The following is a 23,458-nucleotide window of genomic DNA, read 5'->3' as shown; positions in this document are numbered from 1 at the left end:
CGGTCGTACGTCTTTCAGCTCGTACCCCTTCCCTCGATCATGCTGGGTATGGTCGTGACTTCGGTCATGTGAATGGGCCGATGAGGTGAGCGCCCGGTGAGTACGCTTCGCACATGCGTATCTCCGTCTCTTCCGACATGGACGAACCCGTGGCCCGTCTCCTCGTCGAGGAACTGCGCGCACGCGGTCACGAGGTGCGCGCGCACGGCGCGCTGAGCCCCGGGGCGGACCCGCGGTGGGCCGTCTGCTCCGAGCAGGCCGCGCGCGAGGTCGCCGAGGGGCGGGCCGACCAGGCCGTGGTGTGCTGCTGGACCGGCACCGGCGCGTCCATCGCCGCCAACAAGGTGCCCGGCGTCCGCGCGGCCCTGTGCGCCGACGCGTACACCGCCGACGGGGCCCGCCGCTGGAACGACGCCAACGTGCTCGCCCTGAGCCTGCGGCTGACGTCCGGCCCGCTGCTGCGGGAGATCCTCGACGCCTGGTTCGCGGGCGGGCCGAGCGAGGACGCAGAGGACCGGGACAACGTCACGCACGTCGAGCGGCTCGACGAGGACCGCCGAGCCGCTCGGTGAACTCCTGCGGGCGGGTCAGGAGGTCAGGACCTTCTCCAGCGTCCCGAGGGCGCCGGTCAGCTCCTCGGCCGTGACGGTCAGCGGCGGGGCCAGGCGGATCGTGGAGCCGTGGGTGTCCTTGACGAGGATGCCCTCGCGCATCAGCCGCTCACTGATCTCGCGTCCGCCGCCCAGCGCCGGGTCCACGTCCACGCCCGCCCACAGCCCCCGCGCCCGGAAGCCGACGACGCCCCTGCCGACCAGGGCGGCCAGGCCCTCGCGCAGCACCGCGCCCAGCTCGGCCGCCCGGCGCTGGAACTCGCCGGTCTCCAGCAACTCCACCACCGCCGTGCCCACCGCGGCCGCCAGCGGATTGCCGCCGAACGTCGAACCGTGCTCGCCCGGGTGCAGCACCCCCAGCACCTCACGGCTGCCGACCACCGCCGACACCGGGACGATGCCACCGCCCAGCGCCTTGCCGAGCAGCACCACGTCCGGCACCACCGACTCGTGCTCGACGGCCAGGGTGTGGCCCGTGCGGCCCAGACCCGACTGGATCTCGTCCGCGACGAACAGACAGCCCTTGCGCCGGGTCAGCTCCCGCACCCCGGCCAGATAGCCGTCGTCCGGGATCAGCACCCCCGCCTCGCCCTGGATCGGCTCGATCAGCACGGCCGCCGTCGTCTCGTCGACCGCCGCCTCCAGCGCGGCCAGGTCGTTGTACGGAACGACCCGGAAGCCCGGGGTGAAGGGACCGAAGCCGGAACGGGCCGTCTCGTCGGTGGAGAAGCTCACGATCGTCGTCGTACGGCCGTGGAAGTTGTCCGCCGCGACCACGATCGTCGCCCGGTCCGCCGGGACGCCCTTGACGTCGTAGGCCCACTTGCGGGCCACCTTGATGCCGCTCTCCACCGCCTCCGCGCCGGTGTTCATCGGCAGCACCATGTCCGTGCCGGTCAGTGCGGCCAGCCGCTCGGCGAAGCCCGCGAGCCGGTCGTTGTGGAAGGCGCGCGAGGTCAGGGTCAGCCGGTCCAGCTGCCGGTGGGCGGCCTCGATCAGCGCCGGGTGGCGGTGGCCGAAGTTGAGCGCCGAGTACCCGGCCAGCATGTCCAGGTAGCGGCGGCCCTCGACGTCCTCGACCCAGGCGCCCTCGGCGCGGGCCACCACGACGGGCAGCGGGTGGTAGTTGTGCGCGAGGACGGGCTCCTCCGCGCGGATCAGTTCCTCGGAGCCGCGGGCGGTGCGGGCGGGTGCGGTCATGAGCGGGTCTCCCGGATCTCCTGGGTGCAGCACTTGATGCCGCCACCGGCCTTGTGGAACTCGGACAGGTCGACGGGGACCGGCACGTAGCCGAGGCCGTCGAGTCGCTCGGCCAGCCCCCTGGCCTCCGGAGCGATGAACACGTGCCGTCCGTCGGACACGGAGTTGAGCCCGAACGCCATCGCGTCCTCGCGGGTGGCGATCATCGCGTCCGGGTAGAGCCGCTCCAGCACCTCCCGGCTGCCCGGCGAGAAGGCGCCCGGGTAGTAGGCGATGTTCCCGCCGTTCCCGCTGCTCCCGCCGTCCGTGCCGGTTCCGTCGTCGAGCACGAACAGCGCCGTGTCCAGGTGGTAGAAGTACGGGTCCACCAGGGTCAGCGAGATCACCGGCACGCCGAAGAACTCCTGCGCCTCGCGGTGCGCCGTACGGGTGGTGCGGAACCCCGTGCCGGCCAGGATGAAGCGGCCGGCCGGGACGAGGTCGCCCTCGCCCTCGCAGACCGACTCGGGATGGTGGACCTCGAAGCCCTCCGTCTTGAACCACGTCTCGAAGGGCACGGACTCCGGACGCCGCTCGGGCGCGTGGAAGAGGGAGCCGAACACCCGGCCCTCGACCACGACCGCGCAGTTCGCGGCGAAGACCATGTCGGGCAGGCCGGGAACCGGCGCCACGGTGTCCACGGTGTGGCCGTGGGCCCGATAGGCATCGACCAGCGCCTGCCACTGGTCGAGGGCGCGGATGACGTCGACCGGTCGGTCGGTGCTCATCCACGGGTTGATCGCGTACTGCACGGCGAAGTGTCTGGGTTCGCAGACGAGGAAGCGCCGCCGGCGCGGCACACGGGACTCGGTCACAGAGGGGTACCTCCGCTTTTCACGGTGTGTGACGGGGTGTTGACACCACGGTAAGAAGTGACGCCCGAGCCCGACAAGCGAGGAAGGCTGCGTGTTCCCGCACGATCGCTGCGTCCTCCACCGGATCAGCGCACGTCTGCTGCGCCGTCCGGAGCGAGCAGGGCGGCTCCCGCCTCAGGACTGTCCGGGATCAGGTGGGACAGCACCATCACGCTGATCGTCTTCCGGATGAACGGCTCCGCACGAATCCGCTCCAGCACCTCCTCGAAGTGCTCCACGTCCCGCGCCCGCACGTGCAGCAGCGCGTCCGCGCCGCCGGTCACCGTCATCGCCGCGGTGATCTCCGGATAGCCCCGCACCACCTCCGCCAGCCGCCGCGGCGGCGCCGCCCCCTCGCAGTACACCTCCACGTACGCCTCCGTGCGCCACCCCAGCGCGGAGGGCCGCACCGTCGCCGTGAAACCGGTGATCACGTCGGTTTCGCGCAGCCGGTCCACCCGGCGCTTGACCGCCGTCGAGGACAGCCCGATCTCCGCGCCGATCTCGGCGAAGGACGTCCGGGCGTTCTCCATCAGGGCGGTGACGATCTTCCGGTCGAGTTCGTCGAACGAAGCGGGCCTGCTGTTCATGCGGGCACTGTATCCAGCGGATACCGGCACGTCGCAGGCGTGTGCAGGCGCGCGGATCGCCCCTACACTCCACGTTCATGCTGCGCGCCCTGGCTGTCGACGACGAACGCCCCACCCTCGAGGAACTCGTGTACCTGCTGAACGCCGACCCCCGCGTCGGCACGGCGGAGGGAGCGAGCGACGCGACCGAGGCGCTGCGCCGCATCAACCGGGCCCTGGAGTCGGGCCCCGACGGACCGGACGCCATCGACGTCGTCTTCCTCGACATCCAGATGCCCGGCCTCGACGGACTGGACCTCGCCCGGCTGCTCACCGGCTTCGCCCGGCCGCCGCTGGTCGTGTTCGTCACCGCGCACGAGGACTTCGCCGTCCAGGCCTTCGACCTCGAAGCCGTCGACTACGTGCTCAAACCGGTCCGCAGGGAACGGCTGGCCGAAGCGGTGCGCCGGGCCGCCGAACAGTGCGGTCCCGCCGCCGTGCCCGCCCAGCGCATCCCCGTGCACGAACCCGACCCCGACCACATCACCGTGGAACTCGGCGGCGTCGCCCGCTTCGTCCCCGTCGACGACATCACCCACGTCGAGGCCCAGGGCGACTACGCCCGCCTCCACACCGAGCGGGGCAGCCACCTCGTCCGCATCCCGCTGTCCACCCTGGAGGAGCGCTGGCGCGCCCGCGGCTTCGTCCGCATCCACCGCCGCCACCTCGTCGCCCTGCGCCACATCGGTGAACTCCGCCTCGACGCCGGCACCGTCAGCGTCCTGGTCGGCGCCGAGGAACTCCAGGTCAGCCGGCGCCACGCCCGTGAACTGCGGGACCTGCTCATGCGGAGGCCGTGAGCCGTGCCCCAGGACCCCACCGAGCGCCGCGTCACCGTCACCGCTCCGCCCAGGCGCGCCCTGCCCCACGCCCGGCTCCGCTCCCGCGGGCGGCACCCCCAGACCTCCGGGCACTACCGCCCGCGCACCGAGATCGACGAGCAGACCACCCTCGGCCACACCTACGTCCGCTCCCTGATGCGCAGCCAGCTGCGGGCCGGCCTCACCGCCCTCGCGGTCCTCGGCCTCCTCGTCGGACCGCTCCCGCTGCTCTTCGCGGCGATGCCCGACGCCCGCCGTCTGGAGTGGGCCGTCCTCGGCTTCGGCCTGTACGTCCCACTGGTCCTCCTCGCCCGCTGGTACGTGCGCCGCGCCGAGCGCAACGAACGCGACTTCGTGCGCCTCGTCGAGGACCGATGAACTCCAGCTACGCCATACCCGCCGTCGCCCTCGTCGTGGTCGCCACCGTCCTCGTCGGCGCCTTCGGCCTGCGCATCTCCCGCACCACCTCCGACTTCTACGTCGCCTCCCGCACCGTCGGCCCCCGCCTCAACGCGGCCGCCATCAGCGGCGAGTACCTCTCCGCCGCGTCCTTCCTCGGCATCGCGGGACTGGTCCTCGTCCAGGGCCCCGACATGCTCTGGTACCCGGTCGGCTACACCGCCGGCTACCTCGTCCTGCTCCTGTTCGTCGCCGCCCCGCTGCGCCGCTCGGGCGCCTACACGCTGCCCGACTTCGCCGAGGCCCGGCTCGCCTCGCAGGGGGTGCGGCGGCTCGCGGGGGCCTTCGTCGTCGGAGTCGGCTGGCTGTACCTGCTGCCCCAGCTCCAGGGCGCCGGGCTGACGCTGAGCGTCCTCAGCGGGGCGCCCGACTGGCTGGGCGGGGTGATCGTCGCCGTCGTCGTCACCGCCATCGTCGCCGCCGGCGGCATGCGCAGCATCACCTTCGTCCAGGCCTTCCAGTTCTGGCTCAAACTCACCGCCCTGCTCGTCCCCGCCTTCTTCCTGGTACTGGCCTGGCAGGCCGACGGCGCCCCCGGCCGTCCCTTCGACGAACCCGCCACCTTCCGCGAGCAGCGCTCCGTGAGGGTCGACGACAGCCTCACCCTCAAGCTGGAGGAGCCGCTGACCGTCACCGTCGACGGCACCGTGGACGGCCGCGCCCACGACGGCGACAGCGTCGCCCTGCCCGTCGGCACCCACCGCATCGAGGCCGGCGCCCGCCTCACCTTCGCCGCGGACACCCCCGTCCCGGCCGCCGGGCACGGCGCCGACGACGCCCTGTCCCCGTCCCGGGCCGAGAGCCGCACGGAACGCCCGCTGTACGCGACGTACGGCCTGATCCTCGCCACGTTCCTGGGCACCATGGGCCTGCCGCACGTCGTGGTCCGCTTCTACACCAGCCCGCACGGCGTCGCCGCCCGCCGCACCACCGTCGCCGTGCTCGGCCTGATCGGCGCCTTCTACCTGCTGCCGCCCCTCTACGGCGCCCTCGGCCGCCTCTACGCCCCCGAGCTGACCCTCACCGGCGACGCCGACGCCGCGGTCCTGCTGCTGCCCGACCGGGTGATCGGGGGAGTGGGCGGAGATCTGCTGGGCGCGCTGGTCGCGGGCGGTGCCTTCGCCGCGTTCCTGTCCACCGCGTCGGGGCTCGCCATGGCCGTGGCCGGCGTGCTCACCCAGGACGTGCTGCCGTCCCGCGCCGTGCCGCACTTCCGGCTCGGCACCCTGCTCGCCATGGCCGTGCCGCTGGCGGCGAGCGCGCTGGTCGGCGGGCTGCCGGTGGCCGACGCCGTCGGGCTGGCCTTCGCCGTGTCCGCCTCCTCCTTCTGCCCGCTGCTCGTCCTCGGCATCTGGTGGCGGCGGCTGACCCCGCCCGGCGCCGCCGCCGGGATGCTGGTGGGCGGCGGCTCGGCCCTGCTCGCCGTCGCCGCCACCATGGGCGGCTTCCCGGGCGGCGGCGGATCACTGCACGCGCTGCTGGCCTGGCCCGCCCTGTGGTCGGTGCCGCTGGGCTTCCTCACCATGGTGCTGGTCTCCCTGGCCACCCCCGGCCGGGTACCGGCCGGGACGGGGGCGATCCTGGCCCGCTTCCACCTGCCGGAGGAGCTGGGCTCGGAGGAACTGCCCGCCGACGCTCTGGAGGCGGCGGCCGGCCCGCGCAAGGAGACGACGCGGTGAGCGGCTCCCTGGGCGGTTTCCTGGCGGGCCTGGCCGTCGCCCTGCTCCCCCTGCTGGCCGCCGGTTTCTGGCTGGGGCGGCGCACGGCCCGGCCGGAGCACCTCGGCGGCCTGGGCACCCCGGTCGAGCACGCCACCTTCCAGACCCTGCACACCGCCTCCCTGGCCACGCCGCCGCTGCGGGCGGGCCTGACCGAGGAGACCGCCGGGAAGTCGGCCCGCAAGCTGCGCTCCCTGCTGGGCACGGACGCGCTGTGCCTGACCGACCTCAAGGAGGTCCTGGTCTGGGACGGCGTGGGCACCCACCACCGCGCCGAGATCATGGAACGACTCGCCGGACCGCTGGAGACCGGCCGCGGGGAGGCCTTCCGGCTCACCTGCGACACCCCGGACTGCACGGTGCGCTGGGCCGTCGTCGCCCCGCTGACCGTGGACGACCGGGTGCACGGCGCCCTCGTCGCCTGCGCGCCCCGCGAGTCCGCCGTACTGGTCCGGGCCGCCGGGGAGGTGGCCCGCTGGGTCTCCGTCCAGCTGGAGCTGGCCGACCTCGACCAGTCCCGCACCCGGCTCATCGAGGCCGAGCTCAAGGCGCTGCGCGCCCAGATCTCCCCGCACTTCATCTTCAACTCGCTCGCGGTGATCGCGTCCTTCGTCCGCACCGACCCCGAGCGCGCCCGCGAGCTGCTCCTGGAGTTCGCCGACTTCACCCGCTACTCGTTCCGCAGGCACGGCGACTTCACCACCCTCGCCGACGAGCTGCACGCCATCGACCACTACCTGGCGCTGGTGCGGGCCCGCTTCGGCGACCGCCTCGCCGTCACCCTCCAGGTCGCTCCGGAGGTGCTGCCGGTCGCCCTGCCCTTCCTCTGCCTCCAGCCGCTCGTCGAGAACGCCGTCAAGCACGGCCTGGAGGGCAAGTCCGACCGGTGCCGCATCCAGATCACCGCCCAGGACGCGGGCGCCGAGGCCCTGGTCGTCATCGAGGACGACGGTGCCGGAATGGACCCCGAGCTGCTGCGCCGCATCCTCGCGCGCGAGGTGAGCCCGTCGGGCGGCATCGGACTGTCCAACGTCGACGACCGCCTCCGCCAGGTCTACGGAGACGACCACGGCCTCGTCATCGAGACGGCCGTCGGCGCGGGCATGAAGATCACGGTCCGGCTGCCGAAGTACCAGCCGGGCGTGCACTCGGCGGGGCGGCTCAGGCGCTCCGCGTGGCCACCATCCCCAGGGTGATCAGACCCAGCACGACCCAGCCGAACCACAGCCAGCCGTTGCTGCCGAGCGCCACCGTGTAGGCCGTCACCGCGACGAGGCCGCCGATGGTGAGCGCCCCCATCGTCTTCGTCGAACTGTCCGTGGAACCGGGCATCGCAACACCCTCCTCGTGTCCGTTGCCCTCCATGGTGCCCCGTTCAGCCGCCGCGTGTGTTCAGTGAGGCCAGATAGGCGTTGTAGGCCGCGAGCTCCTTGTCGCCGTCGCGGTCGGCGGCCCGGTCGCTGCGCCGGGCCTGGCGCTCCTCCGAGGCGTACCACTGGAAGAGCAGCGCGAGCAGTACCAGCACGGACGGGACCTCGCTGAACGCCCAGGCGATGCCACCGGCGGCGTTCTGGTCGGAGAGCGCGTCGATGCCGAGCGAGGCGGGCGGGTTCTCGAACGTCTTGACCATCGGGGAGGAGGCCATCATCAGCGCGATGCCGAAGAACGCGTGGAACGGCATGCCCGCGAACAGCTCCAGCATCCGCATCAGGTAGCCCGGCCGGTGCGGGCCCGGGTCCACGCCCATGATCGGCCAGAAGAACACCACACCGACGGCGAGGAAGTGCACCATCATCGCGATGTGCCCGGCCTGCGAACCCATCAGCGTGTCGAAGAGCGGGGTGAAGTACAGCGCGTAGAGGCTCGCGATGAACAGCGGGATGGTGAACGCCGGATGCGTGATGATCCGCATGTAGCGGCTGTGTAGCAGCATCAGCAGCACCTCGCGGGGCCCCTTGCGGCCGCGGCCCGCCGGGGGCAGCGCGCGCAGGGCCAGCGTGATCGGGGCGCCGAGCAGCAGCAGGATCGGGGACACCATGCTGATCACCATGTGCTGGACCATGTGCACGCTGAACATGACCATGCCGTAGTCGTTCAGCTTGGTGCACATCATCAGGGCGACGCTCAGCACACCGGCCACGAAGGCCACGGTCCGGCCGACGGGCCACTTGTCACCGCGCCGCACCAGACGGACGACGCCCCAGCCGTACAGCGCCAGTCCCAGCAGGCAGGCGACGAGGAAGAAGGGATCCGCCGACCAGGCGAGACCCCGCCCCAGCGTGAACGGCGGCAGATCCATCGTCATGCCGTGCCCGCTGTGATCCATCCACCCGCTCCTGTTTCGTGGGGGTTGAGCGCGGTTGAGCGCCGCTTGTCCGAAGGCAAGCCTAGAACCGCCCCCGGTGACATCTGCGACCGGGGGCGGTGAAACGCGCCCTTCAGGGGCGCGGGGCTGTATCAATCTGCGGCTCCGCCGCGTGGGCGCGAGCAACCACGAGTCACCCGCGGACGGAGTGCTTCAGCAACTTCAAAGAACGCATTCCGCTTCCGCGTACCGCGCGTCCGGCACCGTCTTCAAGGACTCCACCGCCTCGGCGAGCGACACCATCTCGATGTCCGTCCCGCGCAGGGCCGTCATCTTCCCGAACTCCCCACGGTGCACCGCCTCCACCGCGTGCCATCCGAACCGCGTCGCCAGCACCCGGTCGTATGCCGTCGGCGTCCCACCGCGCTGGACGTGACCGAGTATCACCGGCCGGGCCTCCTTGCCGAGGCGTTCCTCCAGCTCGATGGAGAGCTGGCGGGCGATGCCGGCGAAGCGCTCGTGGCCGTAGACGTCCTTGCCGCCCTCGTCGAAGTCCATGGTCCCGGCCCTCGGCTTGGCGCCCTCCGCGGCCACCACGATCGCGAATCGCTTGCCCGCGGAGAAGCGCTCGCCGACCTTCGCGGTCAGCTCGTCGATGTCGAAGGGCCGCTCCGGGACGACGACGGCGTGCGCGCCGGCCGCCATGCCCGAGTGCAGCGCGATCCAGCCGGTGTGCCGGCCCATGACCTCGACGATCAGCACCCGCTGGTGCGACTCGGCGGTGGTCTTCAGCCGGTCCAGGGCCTCGGTGGCGACGGTCACCGCGGTGTCGAAACCGAAGGTGACGTCGGTGACCGCTATGTCGTTGTCGATGGTCTTCGGCACGCCCACGATCGGCAGGCCGTTGTCGGACAGCAGCCGGGCCGCCTTCAGCGTGCCCTCGCCGCCGATCGGGATGATCGCGTCGAGACCCAGTTCCCGGACGTGTCCCCGGGCCCGCTCGACGCCGTCCCGCAGGTGCTCGGGACGGACCCGGGAGGAGCCGAGGATGGTGCCGCCGCGCGCCAGGATGCCGCCGACCGCGTCGAGGTCGAGCTTGAGGTAGTCGCACTCCAGGAGGCCCTTCCAGCCGTCCCGGAAACCGATGACCTCGTCGCCGTGGTCGACGACGGCACGGTGCACGACGGACCGGATGACGGCGTTCAGGCCGGGGCAGTCGCCGCCGGACGTGAGGACACCAATGCGCATAGCCCGAAATACCTTCTCAACGTGGCACGGGTCCGGACCGCGCTGTCCGGCTCGATCCCCGCCACCCTAGCGGTACGAGGGGGCGGGGCCGAACCACGCGTCCGCCTACTGGACGCACCCGCTCACCTGTGCGGATACGCCATCAGACGGGCCGTCGGGAAAGATCTCAGGCGGGCTGCTGCGCGGCCGTGTTCACGCAGGCTGCTGCGCAGCCGCGATGCGCTCGTTGCGGAGCGCCTCGTACCAGCGGTCGTCGGTGGGCGGCAGCGCGTTCACGTCGAGGGCCAGCTTGAGCAGCAGGTCCGCGATCTGCGGGTTGCGCGCCAGCACGGGACCGTGCATGTACGTGCCGAAGACCGTGTCGTTGTACGCGCCCTCGGTGCCGTCCCCCGTGCCGTTGCCGTTGCCGAAGCGGACCTGGGCGAGCGGACGGGCGTTGGGCCCGACGTGGGTGACGCCCTGGTGGTTCTCGAAGCCGGTCAGCGGGGGCAGGCCGAGGCGCGGGTCGATGTCGCCGAGGACGTCGCCGACGCACCGCGCGCCCTCGCCGCGGGTGGAGACCACGTCGAGCAGGCCGAGGCCCGGCTCGCGCTGGCCGAGGTCGTTGATGAACTCGTGGCCCAGGATCTGGTAGCCGGCGCAGACCGAGAAGACGATCGCGCCGTTCTCCACCGCCCGGTACAGGCCGCCGTCGCGGCGCAGCCGCTCGGCCGCGAGCCGCTGCGGCCGGTCCTCGCCGCCGCCGATCAGGTAGATGTCGCCGGAGGTCGGGATGGGCTGGTCGCTGCGCACGTCGAGCCGGGCCACGTCGAGGCCGCGCTGGCGGGCCCGGCGCTCCACGACCAGGGCGTTGCCCTGGTCGCCGTAGGTGCTGAGCAGGTCCGGGTAGATCCAGACGATCCGCAGTTGGTTGTCGCTCACGAAAATCCCCTGAAGTCTCGCGGTCAGTTGCCGACGCGGCGGCGCAGGTCCTGGAAGGCGGTGTAGTTCGCGATGACCTCGATGCGTCCCGGCGGGCACAGCTGCACCGCCTGGTCGAGGTCCTCGCACACCTGGAACTGCTGGTTCGCGACCTCCAGGCGCACCGCGAGGTCCAGCTTCCGGTCGCCGACCACGCAGATCGGGTGTCCGGACAGCCGGGTGTAGTCCACGTCCCACAGCCAGGAGGTGTCGGTGCCGTCGGCGCCGCGCGCGTTCACCGAGAGGATCACCGGGGCCGGCGGCGGGTCGATCAGGGAGAAGGTCTCCAGCCAGCCCGCCGGGTTCTTGGCGAGCAGCAGACGCAGGTCGCGCCCCTGGAACTGGACGACGTCGTAGCGCCCGGCGACCGCCTGCACCTGGTACATGCGCTCCAGGGCGACCTGCGGCGGCACCCCGAAGACGGCGGCGACGGCGGCCGAGGAGGCGGCGTTGGCCTTGTTGGCGCGGCCCGGCAGCTGGAGGTGGATCGGCCAGGCGGAGCCGTGCGGGTCGAGGACGTGGTCGCCGGACAGGGCCCAGCTCGGCGTCGGGCGCCGGAAGCCGCACTCGCCGCAGAACCAGTCGTCACCGGGGCGCTGCATCACGCCGCCGCAGGACGGGCAGGACCAGGCGTCGTCCTTCCACATCTGGCCCGCGGCGACCCAGATCACGTTGGGGGAGGAGGAGGCCGCCCACACCACGAGCGGGTCGTCGGCGTTGGCGACGACCACGGCCTTCGAGCCGGCCAGGCCCTCGCGCCAGTTCTCGGCGAGCATCCGGGTCTCGGCGGCGCGGTCGAGCTGGTCGCGGGAGAGGTTGAGCAGCGCGATGCACTTCGGCTCGGTGGCCTGGGCCACGCCGACGAGGTACTTCTCGTCGACCTCGATGACCCCGTAGCGGGAGTCCGCGCCGCCAGCGAGCGCCGAGGTGATGCCGGCCGGCATGTTGGCGCCGAGCGCGTTGGAGACGACCGGGCCGGCCGCCTTGAGCGCCTCGGCGATGAGCCGGGTGGTGGTGGTCTTGCCGTTGGTCGCCGAGACCAGGGTCACGTCCAGGTGCCCGGCGAGCCGGTGCAGGAGGTCGGGGTCGAGTTTCAGCGCCACCCGGCCGCCGATCACCGAACCGCTGCCGCGCCCCGCGGCGCGCGATGCCGCCGCGACCGCCTTGCCCGCGGTCACGGCGATCTTGGCCCGCGGCGTGAGCGGGTCCGAGTTGCCTGCCATCAGTTCTCGATCCTCCTTGCCGTACGCGCCGCGCCTGAAGCCTGTGAAGCCTGACGGCCACGTGGTGTGGACCTCAGCCTATCGAGATCCATTCGCACTCCCGAATCGCGGCACCGGCCACCGGTTCCGGCGGTGGGCGCGCGCCGCCGGGGGACACAGGGACCTTACTCTGGCCGCCATGCGACAAGGCTCCATCCCGGGCGCCCACGGGCGCGTCCGTTCCCTCGGTCTCCTCGGCGACCCCGTCCTGCACGCCGACTGCGCGGAGGTGACGGACTTCGGTCCGAAACTCGCGGCGCTCGTGGAGGACTTGTTCGCGACCATGTACGCCGCCCACGGCGTGGGCCTGGCCGCGAACCAGATCGGCGAGGCGCTGCGCGTCTTCGTGTACGACTGCCCGGACGACGAGGACGAGCGGCACCTCGGGCACGTGGTGAACCCCCGGCTGGTGGAGACCGGCGGGGTGGTGGTGCGGGGTCCGGAGGGCTGTCTGTCGCTGCCGGGCCTGGAGGCCGGGACCGAACGGCACGACGAGGCGGTGGTGACCGGCTTCACGGTGACCGGGGAGCCCGTCACCGTACGCGGCACGGGGTTCTTCGCCCGGTGCCTCCAGCACGAGTGCGACCATCTGGAGGGGCGGGTCTACGCCGATCGCCTGACCGGCCGGCGTCACCGGAAGCTGATGCGCCAGGTGGCGCGGGCGTCCTGGCACCGCTGAGCGCCTCCACCGACGGCGGCCGGGGCGCGGCCGTCCGGGGGCACGGCGACCGGGGCGGTCAGAATCCGGGGCCGCCCGCCTTGTCGCCGGCCTCGGCGAGGCGGCCCCACAACAGGTCGGCCAGGGTGCGGACCAACTCCTCCCGGGGGCAGGGCCGTTCGCCCAGCCACCAGTCCCCGGCGGCGTGCATCATGCCGACGATCCCGTGCCCCCAGACCCGGGCCAGCTGCTGGGTGCCCGGTCCGACGTCGAGCCGCTCCTCGATGACCTGGGCCAGCTCCTCGCCCATGCGGCGCAGCAGCGGCGCCGAGTGCTTGCCGACGTCGAAGCCCTGCTCGGACTGGTCGCCCGGGGTGCCGGCGCTCTCCGCCGGATGCATCAGGAAGCGGTACACCTGCGGGCGTGCCTCGATGGCCGCCAGATAGGTGTCCAGGGTGGCCTCGACGCGCTGCCGCCGCTCCGCCGGAGCGTCCAGGGCGGCCCGCAGCGAGGCGAGGAGGGCGTCCGTGTGCCGGACGGCGAGGGCGGCGTAGAGTCCGCCCTTGTCGCCGAAGTGGCGGTACAGGATGGGCTTGGTGATGCCCGCCTCGGCGGCGATGGCGTTCATCGAGGCGTGCGGGCCGTCGCGCAGCACCACCCGGTCGGCGGCCTCGAGCAGCTCGCGCCGTCTGCGGTCGGCCGACGTCTGCTGATCGGTCCGCTGCGTGGTGTTCATGTGCTCTCCCCACCCGTGCTGTTTCGGTGACGCCTGCGCAAACTAGCACTCAGGGGACGAGGGCCATCGAACGGGAGGGCGAGGGTGCCCCGGGAGTTGACTTTTCTTACCCGTGGGTAACACACTCGGTGTTACCGCAAGTAACATGCACGGGCGTCACTGGAGGGGACATGGCCGAGTTCACCATGGAGCTGAGCGACGAACAGAAGGAGGTCCGGGACTGGCTGCACGGCTTCGCGGCCGACGTCATCCGCCCCGCGGCCGCCGAATGGGACGAGCGCGAGGAGACTCCCTGGCCGGTCATCCAGGAGGCCGCCAAGGTCGGCATCTACTCCCTGGACTTCTACGCCCAGCAGTACTTCGACCCCACCGGCCTCGGCATCCCCATGGCGATGGAGGAGCTGTTCTGGGGCGACGCGGGCATCGCCCTGTCGATCGTCGGTACCGGCCTCGCCGCCGTCGGTGTCCTCGCCAACGGCACCGAGGAGCAGATCGGCACCTGGATCCCCCAGATGTACGGCGACGCCAACGACGTCAAGGTCGCCGCCTTCTGCTCCTCCGAGCCCGACGCCGGCTCCGACGTCGCCTCCATGCGCACCCGCGCCGTCTACGACGAGGCCAAGGACGAGTGGGTGCTCAACGGCACCAAGACCTGGGCGACCAACGGCGGCATCGCCAACGTCCACGTCGTCGTCGCGGTCGTCGACCCGGACCTGGGCTCCAAGGGCCACGCCTCCTTCATCGTCCCGCCGAACACGCCGGGGCTGTCCCAGGGCCAGAAGTTCAAGAAGCACGGCATCCGCGCCTCGCACACCGCCGAGGTCGTCCTCGACAGCGTGCGCGTCCCCGGCTCCTGCCTGCTCGGCGGCAAGGAGAAGCTGGACGCCCGCCTCGCCCGCGCCCGGGAGAAGGCCAAGCAGGGCGGCGAGCGGGTGAAGAACGCCGCGATGGCCACCTTCGAGGCGTCCCGCCCGGCGGTCGGCGCGATGGCCGTGGGCACGGCCCGTGCCGCGTACGAGGTGGCGCTGGAGTACGCGCAGACCCGGGAGCAGTTCGGACGCCCGATCATCGACAACCAGGGCGTCGCCTTCCAGCTCGCCGACATGCGGACGTCCATCGACGCGGCCCGGCTGCTGGTGTGGCGGGCCTCCTGGATGGCGATCAACGGCAAGCCGTTCACGGCGGCCGAGGGCTCGATGTCCAAGCTGTTCGCGAGCGAGACCGCGAAGACGGTGACCGCCCAGGCGGTCCAGATTCTGGGCGGCAACGGCTACACGCGGGAGTACCCGGTGGAGCGGATGCATCGCGACTCCGCGATCTACACGATCTTCGAGGGGACGAGTGAGATCCAGCGGCTGGTGATCGCGCGGACGCTCGCCGGGATGCCGATCCGCTAACCGTGTCGCAGCGGCGTGAGCTGCTCGATGTCGTACTTGGCCCGCAGCGCCTCGATGGCTTCGTGGTCCGGTGGGCCGCCGTTGCCGAGGATCTCCAGCAGTTCCTCGAAGTAGTGCTCGTGGTCCGGGGGCGGGCCGGCCTGGAAGAACATCTTGGCCGGCTCGCCCGTCGGGTTGGCGAAGGCGTGCGGGCAGCCGGGAGGTACGACGATGACCGTGCCGGGGGTGGCGCGCACCACCCGGTTGCCCGAACTCGACTCCCACCTCTGCCAGTTGTCCGGCGTACGGATCCTCGGCTCGAAGGCGAGCACGTCCAGCTCGCCCTCCAGCACGTAGAACAGCTCCTCGCTGCGGGTGTGCACATGGGCGCCGACGTCGAACCCGGGCGGCACGATCACCTCGAAGGTGGATGCCATGCGCGAGTGCGAACCGGTCACCTTGAAGGTCACGTGCTGGGCCGGCGCCTGCACCACCCTGCCCTGACCGGGCGGGACCAGCAGACCCTCGGCCGCCGCCACCAGGCCGCTCACCAGGTCACCGGAAGGGCCTCGGGCCCGCGGATCAGCGCACCCTTCTTGAAGGGCACGTCCTCGGGCGCCACCGCCAGCTTCAGCCCCGGCACCCGGTCCAGGACCGCGTCGACGAGCAGCTCCGACTCCAGCCGGGCCAGCATGCCCCCGGGGCAGTAGTGCGGGCCGAAGCCGAAGGACACGTGCGGGTTGGGGGAGCGGTCGAAGTCGATCGTGTCCGGGTCGGGGAAGACCTCCGGGTCGCGGTTGGCCGCCAGGTAGGACACGTAGACCGCGTCGCCCGCGCGGATCCGCACGCCCTTGACCTCCACGTCCTCCAGGGCGATCCGGGACAGGCCCACGGCGTTGCGGTGGGGGATCCAGCGCAGCAGTTCGTCGATGGCCCGGGGACGCAGGGCCGGTTCCGAGCGCAGGCGTTCGGCCAGCTCCGGGCGGGACAGCAGCAGGTGGAACATCTGCCCGCTGTTGTTGGTGACCGCCTCGCCGCCGATCTGGAGCAGCACCGCGAGCCCGACGGCCTCCGTCAGCGTGATCTCCTCGCGCCCCACGGCGGCGCCCAGCAGCGAGGTGACGTCCTCGCCGGTGCTGTCCGAGCGGAGCCCGATGAGATCCGAGAAGTAGGCGTTCATCTCGGTCTTGGCCCGCTCGCTGACCTCGGCGCCGTGTGAGGAGGACAGGATCAGCTGGGTCCAGGTGTGCATGGCGTGCCGGTCGGTGGCCGGCACGCCCATCAGCTCGCAGATCACCGCGATGGGGAAGGGGCTCAGCACCGCCTCGGTGAGGTCGGCGGGCGGCCCGGCCCTCAGCATGGCGTCGACCAGCTCGTCCAGCATGCCGCGGGAGCGCTCGCGCACACGCTCCACGCCCCGCGCGGTGAAGGCCGCGGCCACCGAGCGGCGCAGCCGGGTGTGGTCGGGCGGGTCCAGGAAGCCGACCGCGCCGCGCGCCGGGATGAAGTGCGGGGCGAGCCGGGTGACCTGCCGGTCCATCACGGCCTCGCGGCCGAACCGGGGGTCGTTGGTGACCAGGCGGACGTCGTCGTGGCGGGTCACCAGCCAGGCCCAGCCCTCGCCGTTGGGCAGCGAGATCCGGGTGACGGGGCCCTCGCGCATCAACTCGGTCAGCACCGGGTCGAAGTCGCTGCCGGGCAGGTCGACGGCCGGCCACTCCCGGACGGGCGGCACGGTCCGGGACATCGTCTCTTCGCTCATGGCTGCCTCACACTCCGCGCCACACCCCGTGCCGGGGTCTGCGTCACGTCCTGTCGTACGCCCTGCCGCACGTCCGCGGTCTGCCAGCAGCCCAGGGACATCTCGGCGGTGATGCCGGGGCCGAAACCGGCCAGCAGTCCGCGTGCCCCGTCGGCGATGCCGCCCTCGTCGAAGAGCCGGCGCAGCGCGTCCAGGACGACGGCGCTGGCGATGTTGCCGTACTGGGTGAGCGTCGCCCGGCTGAAGCGGAACGCGTACGGGTCCACCTGAAGGAACGTGCTGAGATCGTCGAGGATCCGGGGGCCGCCCGCGTGCACGATGTAGAAGTCCAGGTCGGCGGCGTCCCACCCGTGCTCGCTCGCCAGGTCCTTGAGCGCCGGTGCGAGCGGCTCCATGGTGGCCGGCACCCGCTTGTCCAGCAGGAAGTGGAAACCGGTCGCCTTTACGTCGTACATGATCCACTCTTCGGTCTTCGGGATCAGGTACGAGCCGTTGTGCTCCAGGCGCACTCCGGTGCCGCCCTGGCCGCGGACCACCGCGGCGGCGATGCCGTCGCCGAAGAGGCCGTTGGAGAGCAGGGACCCCACGCCGAGGTCGGTGGGCTGGTAGCACAGCGAGCAGAACTCACAGGCCACGATGAGCGCGTTGGCCTCGGGATAGGCCGTGCAGAAGTCGTGGGCCCGGTTGATCGCCGCGCCGCCGGCCGCGCAGCCCAACTGGGCGATCGGTATCTGGCGCGTGGTGCTGTCGAAGCCCATCTCATTGATCAGCCACGCCGTGAGCGAGGGCATCATGAAGCCCGTGCACGAGACGTAGATGATCACGTCGATGTCGGTGGTGAGCAGCTCCGCGTCGTCCAGGGCTCGCTGGACGACGGCCGGGACACGGGACTTCGCCTCCCGCTCGTAGACCTTGTTGCGGTCCTCGAAACCGGGGTGCTTCAGCGTCTCCTCGATGGGCTGCACGATGTGCCGGGTGCGGACCCCGGTGTTCTCTATCAACCGGAGGGCGAGCGGCAGTTGCGGATGGTCGGAGTGACGCCGGCGCGCCAGCTCCAGCGTCTCCTCCATCGTGATCACGTGCTCCGGGACGGACACCGAGGGTCTGCACAAAGTCGCCATGAACCGTGCCTGCTTTCGCCTCGCGGAAGGCTCTCGCCCCCCGGCCGGAAAGTGGTGCCACCTTTTCAGGGGTGCCCACCCACGATCACTCACCGGAGCGGTGATCTCTCGCCGGATTACTCCGTTCCGGGGACGGCGGGGCGGCGACGGCAGCGGGGACCGGCGTCGTCAGGAGGAGGGGCCGCTGCTGTGGGCGATGCACGCCACGTCGATCCGGTCGGCGAGCTTGGCCAGCTCGATGGTGAGGGCCGCGACGGTGTCCTCGTCCAGGCTCCCCTCGCCGGTCTCCACCAGCCGCAGCCACCGTCCGCCGACCGTGCGCAGCAGCTTGCTCACGTCGGACGCGGCGACCTGGAGCGTGCCGCGGTCGTCGACGATCAGAGGCAGGGTCACTTCGCGGTTCACAATGGGGATCGTAGTCGCGGAAGGCTCACGCTCCGTGCCATACGGTGGTGATGTTGCAGAACTCGCGGATTCCGTGCCCGGACAGCTCACGCCCGTAGCCCGACCGCTTGACCCCGCCGAACGGGAACGCCGGGTGGGACGCGGTCATCCCGTTGACGTACACGCCGCCCGCCTCCAGGTCCCGGACGAAGCGGTCCACGTCCGCGTCGTCGCGGGTCCACACGTTGGAACTGAGCCCGAAGTCCGTGTCGTTGGCGATCAGCACCGCCTCGTCCAGGTCGGCCGCCCGGTAGAGCGTGGCGACCGGGCCGAAGGCCTCCTCGCGGTGGATGCGCAGGTCGCGGGTGACGCCCGCCAGGACGGTCGGCGGGTAGTACCAGCCGGGACCGTCCGGACGTTCGCCGCCGCACAGTACGTTCGCGCCGCCGCGCACCGCGTCGTCGACCAGCTCCACCAGGTCGTTCAGGCCTTGCTCGCTGGAGAGGGGACCGACGTCGGTCTCCTCGTCCATCGGGTCGCCGACCTTCAGCGCCTTCATGCCCTCGGTGAAGCGCTCGGCGAAGGCGTCGTACACGTCCGTGTGCACGATGAACCGCTTGGCGGCGATGCACGACTGCCCGGCGTTCTGGGTGCGCGCGGTCACCGCCACCTCGGCGGCCCGCTCGACGTCGGCGGACGGCATGACGACGAACGGGTCGCTGCCGCCCAGCTCCAGCACCGTCTTCTTGATCATCTCTCCGGCGGTGGAGGCCACCGCGCGGCCCGCGGGCTCGCTGCCGGTGAGGGTGGCGGCCCGCACCCGCTCGTCGCGCAGGATGTCGTCCACCGCGGCGGAACCGATGAGCAGGGTCTGGAAGCAGCCCTCGGGGAATCCCGCCCGGTGGAACAGGTCCTCCAGGTAGAGGGCGGTCTGCGGCACGTTCGAGGCGTGCTTGAGCAGCCCGACGTTGCCCGCCATCAGCGCGGGCGCCGCGAACCTGATCACCTGCCAGAGCGGGAAGTTCCACGGCATCACCGCGAGCACCGGACCGAGCGGCCGGTAGCGGACCAGGGCCCGGGAGGCGCCGGAGTCCTTCACGTCGGCCTCGGCGGGCTCCTCGTCGGCGAGCAGTTCCGCCGCGTGGTCGGCGTACCAGCGCATCGCCTTGGCGCACTTGGCCGCCTCCGCGCGGGCCTGCTTGACCGGCTTGCCCATCTCCGTGGTGATGACGTTGCCGATCTCCTTCTGGTCCGCCTCCAGGAGATCGGCGGCCCGGCGCATCAGCCCGGCGCGCTCGTAGAACCCCGTGGTCCGGTAGGTGCGGAAGGTGGCCTCCGCGAGCTCGATCCGGCGCTCGATCTCCTCCTCGCCCATGGCCTCGTACGTCTTGAGCGTCTCGCCGTTCGCCGGGTTCACCGTCGCGATGGGCATGGCCGACCTCCCTGGGTGCATGCGTGCTTCGACCTTGGCGCGCGGCGCGGGGCACCGCAACGCGGACGGGTCGCGTCGTTCCTCGTCGCGTCTCCTCAGTGCGAGTGCTCAGCCAGCCGGTCGAGAAACGCGGACTGCGCCTTCACGATCACCTCGCGGGCCCGCTCCAGCGCGAACCACGCCACCCGGTCCAGCTCGGGGAACTCCTCGATCCGCCCCGACCTGGGCGGCCACTCCATGCGGAAGGTGCCGGGGACGACCGAGGCCGGATCGAGGTCGGCCCGAACGGCCCAGACCGTGACGACCTTCCCGCCCGCCTGCCGCACCTCGCCGAGCGGGACCGCCTCGCCCTCGGGCGGCGGCAGCCCCAGCTCCTCCTCGAACTCGCGCCGGGCCGCCTCCCACGCGGGTTCCGCCGGGTCGTACTCGCCCTTGGGGACGGTCCACGCCCCGGCGTCCCGGCGGGCGTAGAACGGGCCGCCCATGTGGCCGAGGAACACCTGCATCTCCCCGCCCGGTCCGCGCCGGTGCAGCAGCAGGCCCGCGCTGCGCCTCACGGGGCCACCCCGGGGTGGGCGGCGAGCAGGGTGTCCACGGTGTCCGCGTCCTCGGGGCGCTTGTCCTCGCGGTAGCGGACCACGCGGGCGAAGCGGAGGGTGACGCCGGCCGGGTAGCGGGTGGAGCGCTGGAGGCCGTCGTAGGCGATCTCGACGACGAGTTCGGGCCGTACGGTCACACCCCAGCCGTGTTCCTCCACGGCCAGTTCCCGAAGGCGCTCGGTCTGCCAGGCCAGCAGCGCGTCGGTCATGCCCTTGAAGGTCTTGCCGAGCATCGCGAAGGAGCCGTCGGCGGTGCGGGCGCCCAGGTGGAGGTTGGAGAGCTTGCCGGTGCGGCGGCCGTGGCCCCACTCGGCGGCCAGCACCACCAGGTCGAGCGTGTGGACGGGCTTGACCTTCAGCCAGGACGCGCCGCGCCGCCCCGCGCTGTAGGCGGCGTCGAGCCCCTTGACGACGACGCCCTCGTGCCCGCGCGCCAGCGTCTCGGTGAGGAACTCCTCCGCGGCCCGGGTCTCCTCGGGGCCGTGCACCAGCGTGCGCCGTACCCGCAGCGGTTCGGGAACCAGGCGGGCCAGCTCCGCGTGCCGTTCGGTCAGCGGCAGGTCGAGCAGGTCGCGGCCGTCGACGGAGAGCGCGTCGAAGAAGACGGCGGAGACGGGAACCGCCCGCGCCGCCGTGGCCACGTCGGTGCGGGAGCCCACCCGGCCGGCGGTCTCCTGGAAGGAGCGGGGACGCCCGCTCGCGTCGAGCGAGATGGCCTCGCCGTCCAGGATGAACCGTTCGCCGGGCAGCGCGAGGGCCGCGTCGGTGACCTCCGGGAGCCGGTCGGTGATGTCGTCCAGGGTGCGGGTGTGGATCCGTACGGTGTCGCCGTCCCGGTGCACCTGGACGCGGATGCCGTCCAGCTTCTCCTCCACGGCCGCGGCGCCCAGCTTGCCGACCGCCTCGGCGACCGAGGACGCGCTGTGCGCCAGCATCGGCAGCACGGGCCGTCCGACGGTGAGCCGGAACCGGTCCAGGGCGCCGGGCCCGTCGGCCAGCAGGGCCTCGGCCACCGTCTGGAGCGACCCCGCGAGCATCACCGCGCGCCGTACGTCCGCCGGGGGAGCGTCCGTCGCCGCGGCCAGGCCCTCGACGGCGGCCGCGTCCAGGGCACCCTGGCGTACCTCCCCGGTGAGCAGCCCGATCAGGAAGCGCTGCTCGTCCTCCGTGGCCGCGCCCATCAGCTCGCCGACCAGCCGGGCCCGCTCGGCCTGCGAACCGGCGCCGGAGACCGCGCCGAGCCGGGTGAGCCGGGCGTCCACGTCCCGCACGGTCAGGCTCGGCACGTCGGCCGGCGGGACCCGGCGGCTCAGCACCTTCCAGCCGACGCCGATCCGGCCCTGCGGGAGCCGTCCCGCCAAGTACGGGATGACGACCGGCACGTCCGCCGCCTCCGCCTCGCTGAACAGCTCCGCGAGCAGGACGGTCTTCCGGGACCGCGCCGACGTGGCGGCGACCTCCCGGGACACCTGGGCCAACCGGGCAAGCAGCATGCAGTCATGGTGCACCGGAGCGGGCCCGCTCACACCCCGCGGCTGCCGCGCACCGGCGTCCTGTGCGGGTGCTCCGGGGTGTCTCACTCGGCGATGGCCGTGTCCAGGTCCGACATGATCAGGTCGCCGACGATCGCCGCCGCCGCGCGGTAGCCGCCGCTCGCCGCGTGGACGACCTGTTCGGCGAAGCCCATCGCGTTGCCGGCGGTCCACACGCCGGGCACGCTGGTCCGGCCGGTCGGGTCCACCACCGGATAGGAGCCGAACGGCGTCTCCTGCAGCTGGGCCCCCAGCCGCTCCATCAGGCCGGTCTGCGGGACCGCCTTGGGGGCGACGAACAGCACCGTGCGGTCGTGCGCCGTGCCGTCCGCCAGCCGGACCCCGGTGAGCCGGTCGTCCTCGACCCGCAGGGCGGCGACTTCGCCGGGCACCACCTTGACCCCGGCCGCGGCGAGCCGCCGCAGGTCGTCGTCGGACAGCTCCCGCTCGGCGACCGTGTGCAGGAAGAGCGTCACGTCGTCCGACCAGCCGGACACCATCAGGGCCTGGTGCACGCTGAGCGGGCTGGTGGCCAGGACGCCGAAGCGCTCGTCCCGCACCTCCCAGCCGTGGCAGAACGGGCAGTGCAGCACGTCCCGGCCGTACCGCTCGGCGACCCCGGGCACGTCCGGCAGCTCGTCCCTGAGCCCGGTGGTGACGATCAGCCGCCGGGCGTGCACGGTCTTCCCGCCGGCCAGCCCCACCGCGAAGTCCGCGTCCCGGGACACGTCCACGGCACGGTCGCGGACCAGCTCCACTCCGTAGCGCGCGATCTCCTCCCGGCCGAGCGCCAGGAACTCGGCCGGGGACATGCCGTCCCGGGTCAGGTAGCCCTGCATGTGGGCCGAGGGCGCGTTGCGCGGCTCACCGGCGTCGACCACCAGGGTGCGCAGCCGGGAGCGGCCCAGGACCAGCGCGGCGGACAGTCCCGCCGCGCCGCCGCCGACCACCACCACGTCGTACGTGCCGGTCAGGTCCTTGTCCCGGGTGACGTCCTTGTTCTGGGTCATGGTGACCACCTCCACGTAGAAGGTCGCTCGGACAGCACGGTATTGACAAACAAGTTTGCCGGAACTGCAATAAACACATGACGACCGCAGACGATGTCCTCGCCGGTGTCGGGCCGAGACTCCGCCAGGTGCGCAAGGAGCGTGAGGTGACCCTGACGGCGCTGTCCGAGGCGACCGGGATCTCGGTGAGCACCCTGTCGCGGCTGGAGTCGGGCCTGCGCAAGCCGAGCCTCGAACTGCTGCTGCCGATCGCCCAGGCCCACCAGGTACCGCTGGACGAACTGGTCGGCGCCCCGCAGGTCGGCGACCCCCGGGTGCGCGCCAAGCCCATCGTGCGGCACGGCCGCACCCACTGGCCGCTCACCCGCCAGGCGGGCGGCCTCCAGGCGTTCAAGGTGCTGGAACCCCAGCGCAGCGAGGAGCCCGACCCGCGCACCCACGAGGGGTACGAGTGGCTCTACGTCCTCTCCGGCCGGCTGCGGCTCGTGCTCGGCGAGCACGACGTGGTGCTGTCGGCGGGGGAGGCCGCCGAGTTCGACACCCGGGTGCCGCACTGGTTCGGGTCGACGGGGGAGGGGCCGGCCGAGTTCCTCAGCCTCTTCGGCCCGCAGGGCGAGCGGATGCACGTACGGGCGCGGCCCGCGCAGGCGTGAGCCCCCCGGCTGTTCGCGCTCCGGTTCCCGCTCCTGTCCCGCCCCCGTTTCTCCGTGATCCGGTCTCCGATCCTGTTCCCTGATCGACA

The 23,458-nt window shown here is 72.2% G+C and carries 25 protein-coding genes; 8 read left to right on the top strand and 17 right to left on the bottom strand.

Annotated features, from left to right (window positions below):
- Positions 1 to 113 precede the first annotated feature (113 nt).
- Positions 114 to 572 (top strand): RpiB/LacA/LacB family sugar-phosphate isomerase, encoded by a 459-nt coding sequence (locus tag ACGH52_RS06640; RefSeq protein ID WP_059297595.1) that lies wholly within the window; start codon positions 114 to 116, stop codon positions 570 to 572.
- Between the two features lie 15 nt (positions 573 to 587).
- Here ACGH52_RS06640 and rocD read toward each other — a convergent pair whose 3' ends face one another.
- From rocD to ACGH52_RS06625, 3 genes are all read right to left on the bottom strand, one after another.
- Positions 588 to 1,811: an ornithine--oxo-acid transaminase gene (gene rocD / locus ACGH52_RS06635; RefSeq protein ID WP_121704840.1), complete on the bottom strand. Its 1,224-nt coding sequence runs from the start codon at positions 1,809 to 1,811 to the stop codon at positions 588 to 590.
- Positions 1,808 to 2,665: a dimethylargininase gene (gene ddaH, locus ACGH52_RS06630; protein WP_399938146.1), complete on the bottom strand. Its 858-nt coding sequence runs from the start codon at positions 2,663 to 2,665 to the stop codon at positions 1,808 to 1,810. The genes rocD and ddaH overlap by 4 nt, the downstream gene beginning before the upstream one ends.
- A gap of 125 nt (positions 2,666 to 2,790) precedes the next feature.
- Positions 2,791 to 3,294, bottom strand: a complete 504-nt coding sequence (locus ACGH52_RS06625; protein ID WP_061446010.1) for an Lrp/AsnC family transcriptional regulator — start codon at positions 3,292 to 3,294, stop codon at positions 2,791 to 2,793.
- Positions 3,295 to 3,371: 77 nt separating this feature from the next.
- Between ACGH52_RS06625 and ACGH52_RS06620 the strand changes: the two genes are divergently transcribed.
- From ACGH52_RS06620 to ACGH52_RS06605, 4 genes are read left to right on the top strand one after another with little or no spacing between them, the layout of a single operon-like run.
- Positions 3,372 to 4,133 carry a LytTR family DNA-binding domain-containing protein gene (locus ACGH52_RS06620; RefSeq protein WP_121704842.1) on the top strand — a complete coding sequence of 254 codons (762 nt, stop codon included), beginning with the start codon at positions 3,372 to 3,374 and terminating at the stop codon, positions 4,131 to 4,133.
- 3 nt (positions 4,134 to 4,136) lie between these two features.
- On the top strand, positions 4,137 to 4,532 hold the full coding sequence (locus ACGH52_RS06615) for a hypothetical protein (RefSeq protein WP_121704843.1): 396 nt from the start codon (positions 4,137 to 4,139) through the stop codon (positions 4,530 to 4,532).
- On the top strand, positions 4,529 to 6,292 hold the full coding sequence (locus ACGH52_RS06610) for a cation acetate symporter (protein WP_399938145.1): 1,764 nt from the start codon (positions 4,529 to 4,531) through the stop codon (positions 6,290 to 6,292). The genes ACGH52_RS06615 and ACGH52_RS06610 overlap by 4 nt, the downstream gene beginning before the upstream one ends.
- A gap of 8 nt (positions 6,293 to 6,300) precedes the next feature.
- A complete protein-coding gene (locus ACGH52_RS06605; protein ID WP_059297814.1) occupies positions 6,301 to 7,527 on the top strand; it encodes a sensor histidine kinase in 1,227 nt (408 codons plus the stop codon).
- Here ACGH52_RS06605 and ACGH52_RS06600 read toward each other — a convergent pair.
- From ACGH52_RS06600 to ACGH52_RS06580, 5 genes are all read right to left on the bottom strand, one after another.
- Entirely contained in the window at positions 7,493 to 7,663 is a 171-nt protein-coding gene (locus tag ACGH52_RS06600) for a hypothetical protein (protein WP_107291848.1), read from the bottom strand. The genes ACGH52_RS06605 and ACGH52_RS06600 overlap by 35 nt on opposite strands.
- A 43-nt stretch (positions 7,664 to 7,706) precedes the next feature.
- Positions 7,707 to 8,657 carry a cytochrome c oxidase assembly protein gene (locus ACGH52_RS06595; RefSeq protein ID WP_059297588.1) on the bottom strand — a complete coding sequence of 317 codons (951 nt, stop codon included), beginning with the start codon at positions 8,655 to 8,657 and terminating at the stop codon, positions 7,707 to 7,709.
- Between the two features lie 201 nt (positions 8,658 to 8,858).
- On the bottom strand, positions 8,859 to 9,884 hold the full coding sequence (locus ACGH52_RS06590; protein WP_076973257.1) for a 6-phosphofructokinase: 1,026 nt from the start codon (positions 9,882 to 9,884) through the stop codon (positions 8,859 to 8,861).
- Positions 9,885 to 10,076: 192 nt separating this feature from the next.
- Positions 10,077 to 10,805: a type 1 glutamine amidotransferase gene (locus ACGH52_RS06585; protein WP_059297586.1), complete on the bottom strand. Its 729-nt coding sequence runs from the start codon at positions 10,803 to 10,805 to the stop codon at positions 10,077 to 10,079.
- 23 nt (positions 10,806 to 10,828) lie between these two features.
- Positions 10,829 to 12,067: a MurT ligase domain-containing protein gene (locus tag ACGH52_RS06580; protein WP_076973256.1), complete on the bottom strand. Its 1,239-nt coding sequence runs from the start codon at positions 12,065 to 12,067 to the stop codon at positions 10,829 to 10,831.
- Positions 12,068 to 12,245: 178 nt separating this feature from the next.
- On the opposite strand from ACGH52_RS06580, the gene def reads away from it, so the two are divergent.
- On the top strand, positions 12,246 to 12,785 hold the full coding sequence (gene def, locus ACGH52_RS06575) for a peptide deformylase (RefSeq protein ID WP_171987039.1): 540 nt from the start codon (positions 12,246 to 12,248) through the stop codon (positions 12,783 to 12,785).
- A 58-nt stretch (positions 12,786 to 12,843) separates the two neighbouring features.
- Here def and ACGH52_RS06570 read toward each other — a convergent pair whose 3' ends face one another.
- A complete protein-coding gene (locus tag ACGH52_RS06570; RefSeq protein WP_059297584.1) occupies positions 12,844 to 13,500 on the bottom strand; it encodes a TetR family transcriptional regulator in 657 nt (218 codons plus the stop codon).
- A 170-nt stretch (positions 13,501 to 13,670) separates the two neighbouring features.
- Here ACGH52_RS06570 and ACGH52_RS06565 point away from each other — a divergent pair, with 170 nt between their 5' ends.
- Positions 13,671 to 14,897, top strand: coding sequence for an acyl-CoA dehydrogenase family protein (locus ACGH52_RS06565; RefSeq protein ID WP_121704845.1), 1,227 nt, complete (start codon positions 13,671 to 13,673; stop codon positions 14,895 to 14,897).
- Here the strand turns inward: ACGH52_RS06565 and ACGH52_RS06560 are convergent.
- From ACGH52_RS06560 to ACGH52_RS06525, 8 genes are all read right to left on the bottom strand, one after another.
- Positions 14,894 to 15,427: a cupin domain-containing protein gene (locus tag ACGH52_RS06560; RefSeq protein ID WP_076973253.1), complete on the bottom strand. Its 534-nt coding sequence runs from the start codon at positions 15,425 to 15,427 to the stop codon at positions 14,894 to 14,896. The two genes, ACGH52_RS06565 and ACGH52_RS06560, sit on opposite strands and share 4 nt — an antisense overlap.
- Positions 15,424 to 16,638: a cytochrome P450 gene (locus ACGH52_RS06555; protein ID WP_399938144.1), complete on the bottom strand. Its 1,215-nt coding sequence runs from the start codon at positions 16,636 to 16,638 to the stop codon at positions 15,424 to 15,426. Before ACGH52_RS06555 ends, ACGH52_RS06560 begins: the two co-directional genes overlap by 4 nt.
- Positions 16,635 to 17,852 (bottom strand): type III polyketide synthase, encoded by a 1,218-nt coding sequence (locus tag ACGH52_RS06550; protein ID WP_399938143.1) that lies wholly within the window; start codon positions 17,850 to 17,852, stop codon positions 16,635 to 16,637. Before ACGH52_RS06550 ends, ACGH52_RS06555 begins: the two co-directional genes overlap by 4 nt.
- Positions 17,853 to 17,927: 75 nt before the next feature.
- Positions 17,928 to 18,164, bottom strand: a complete 237-nt coding sequence (locus ACGH52_RS06545; RefSeq protein ID WP_059297580.1) for a DUF6213 family protein — start codon at positions 18,162 to 18,164, stop codon at positions 17,928 to 17,930.
- Between the two features lie 25 nt (positions 18,165 to 18,189).
- Positions 18,190 to 19,575 carry an NADP-dependent succinic semialdehyde dehydrogenase gene (locus tag ACGH52_RS06540; RefSeq protein WP_399938141.1) on the bottom strand — a complete coding sequence of 462 codons (1,386 nt, stop codon included), beginning with the start codon at positions 19,573 to 19,575 and terminating at the stop codon, positions 18,190 to 18,192.
- Between the two features lie 95 nt (positions 19,576 to 19,670).
- Positions 19,671 to 20,132: an NUDIX domain-containing protein gene (locus tag ACGH52_RS06535; RefSeq protein WP_399938139.1), complete on the bottom strand. Its 462-nt coding sequence runs from the start codon at positions 20,130 to 20,132 to the stop codon at positions 19,671 to 19,673.
- On the bottom strand, positions 20,129 to 21,667 hold the full coding sequence (locus tag ACGH52_RS06530; RefSeq protein WP_399938138.1) for an ATP-dependent DNA ligase: 1,539 nt from the start codon (positions 21,665 to 21,667) through the stop codon (positions 20,129 to 20,131). The genes ACGH52_RS06535 and ACGH52_RS06530 overlap by 4 nt, the downstream gene beginning before the upstream one ends.
- 83 nt (positions 21,668 to 21,750) lie before the next feature.
- Positions 21,751 to 22,716 (bottom strand): NAD(P)/FAD-dependent oxidoreductase, encoded by a 966-nt coding sequence (locus ACGH52_RS06525; protein ID WP_076973410.1) that lies wholly within the window; start codon positions 22,714 to 22,716, stop codon positions 21,751 to 21,753.
- Between the two features lie 77 nt (positions 22,717 to 22,793).
- Here ACGH52_RS06525 and ACGH52_RS06520 point away from each other — a divergent pair, with 77 nt between their 5' ends.
- The gene (locus tag ACGH52_RS06520) at positions 22,794 to 23,369 is read left to right on the top strand and encodes a helix-turn-helix domain-containing protein (RefSeq protein WP_121704851.1); all 576 of its coding nucleotides are present in this window, start codon (positions 22,794 to 22,796) and stop codon (positions 23,367 to 23,369) included.
- Positions 23,370 to 23,458: the final 89 nt, after the last annotated feature.

It is taken from the genome of Streptomyces sp. BBFR25, from assembly GCF_044590125.1.
GTDB lineage: Bacteria > Actinomycetota > Actinomycetes > Streptomycetales > Streptomycetaceae > Streptomyces > Streptomyces canus_D.
Note: the sequence above shows the minus strand (reverse complement) of the source record. Positions and strands in the feature narration are given on the sequence as shown.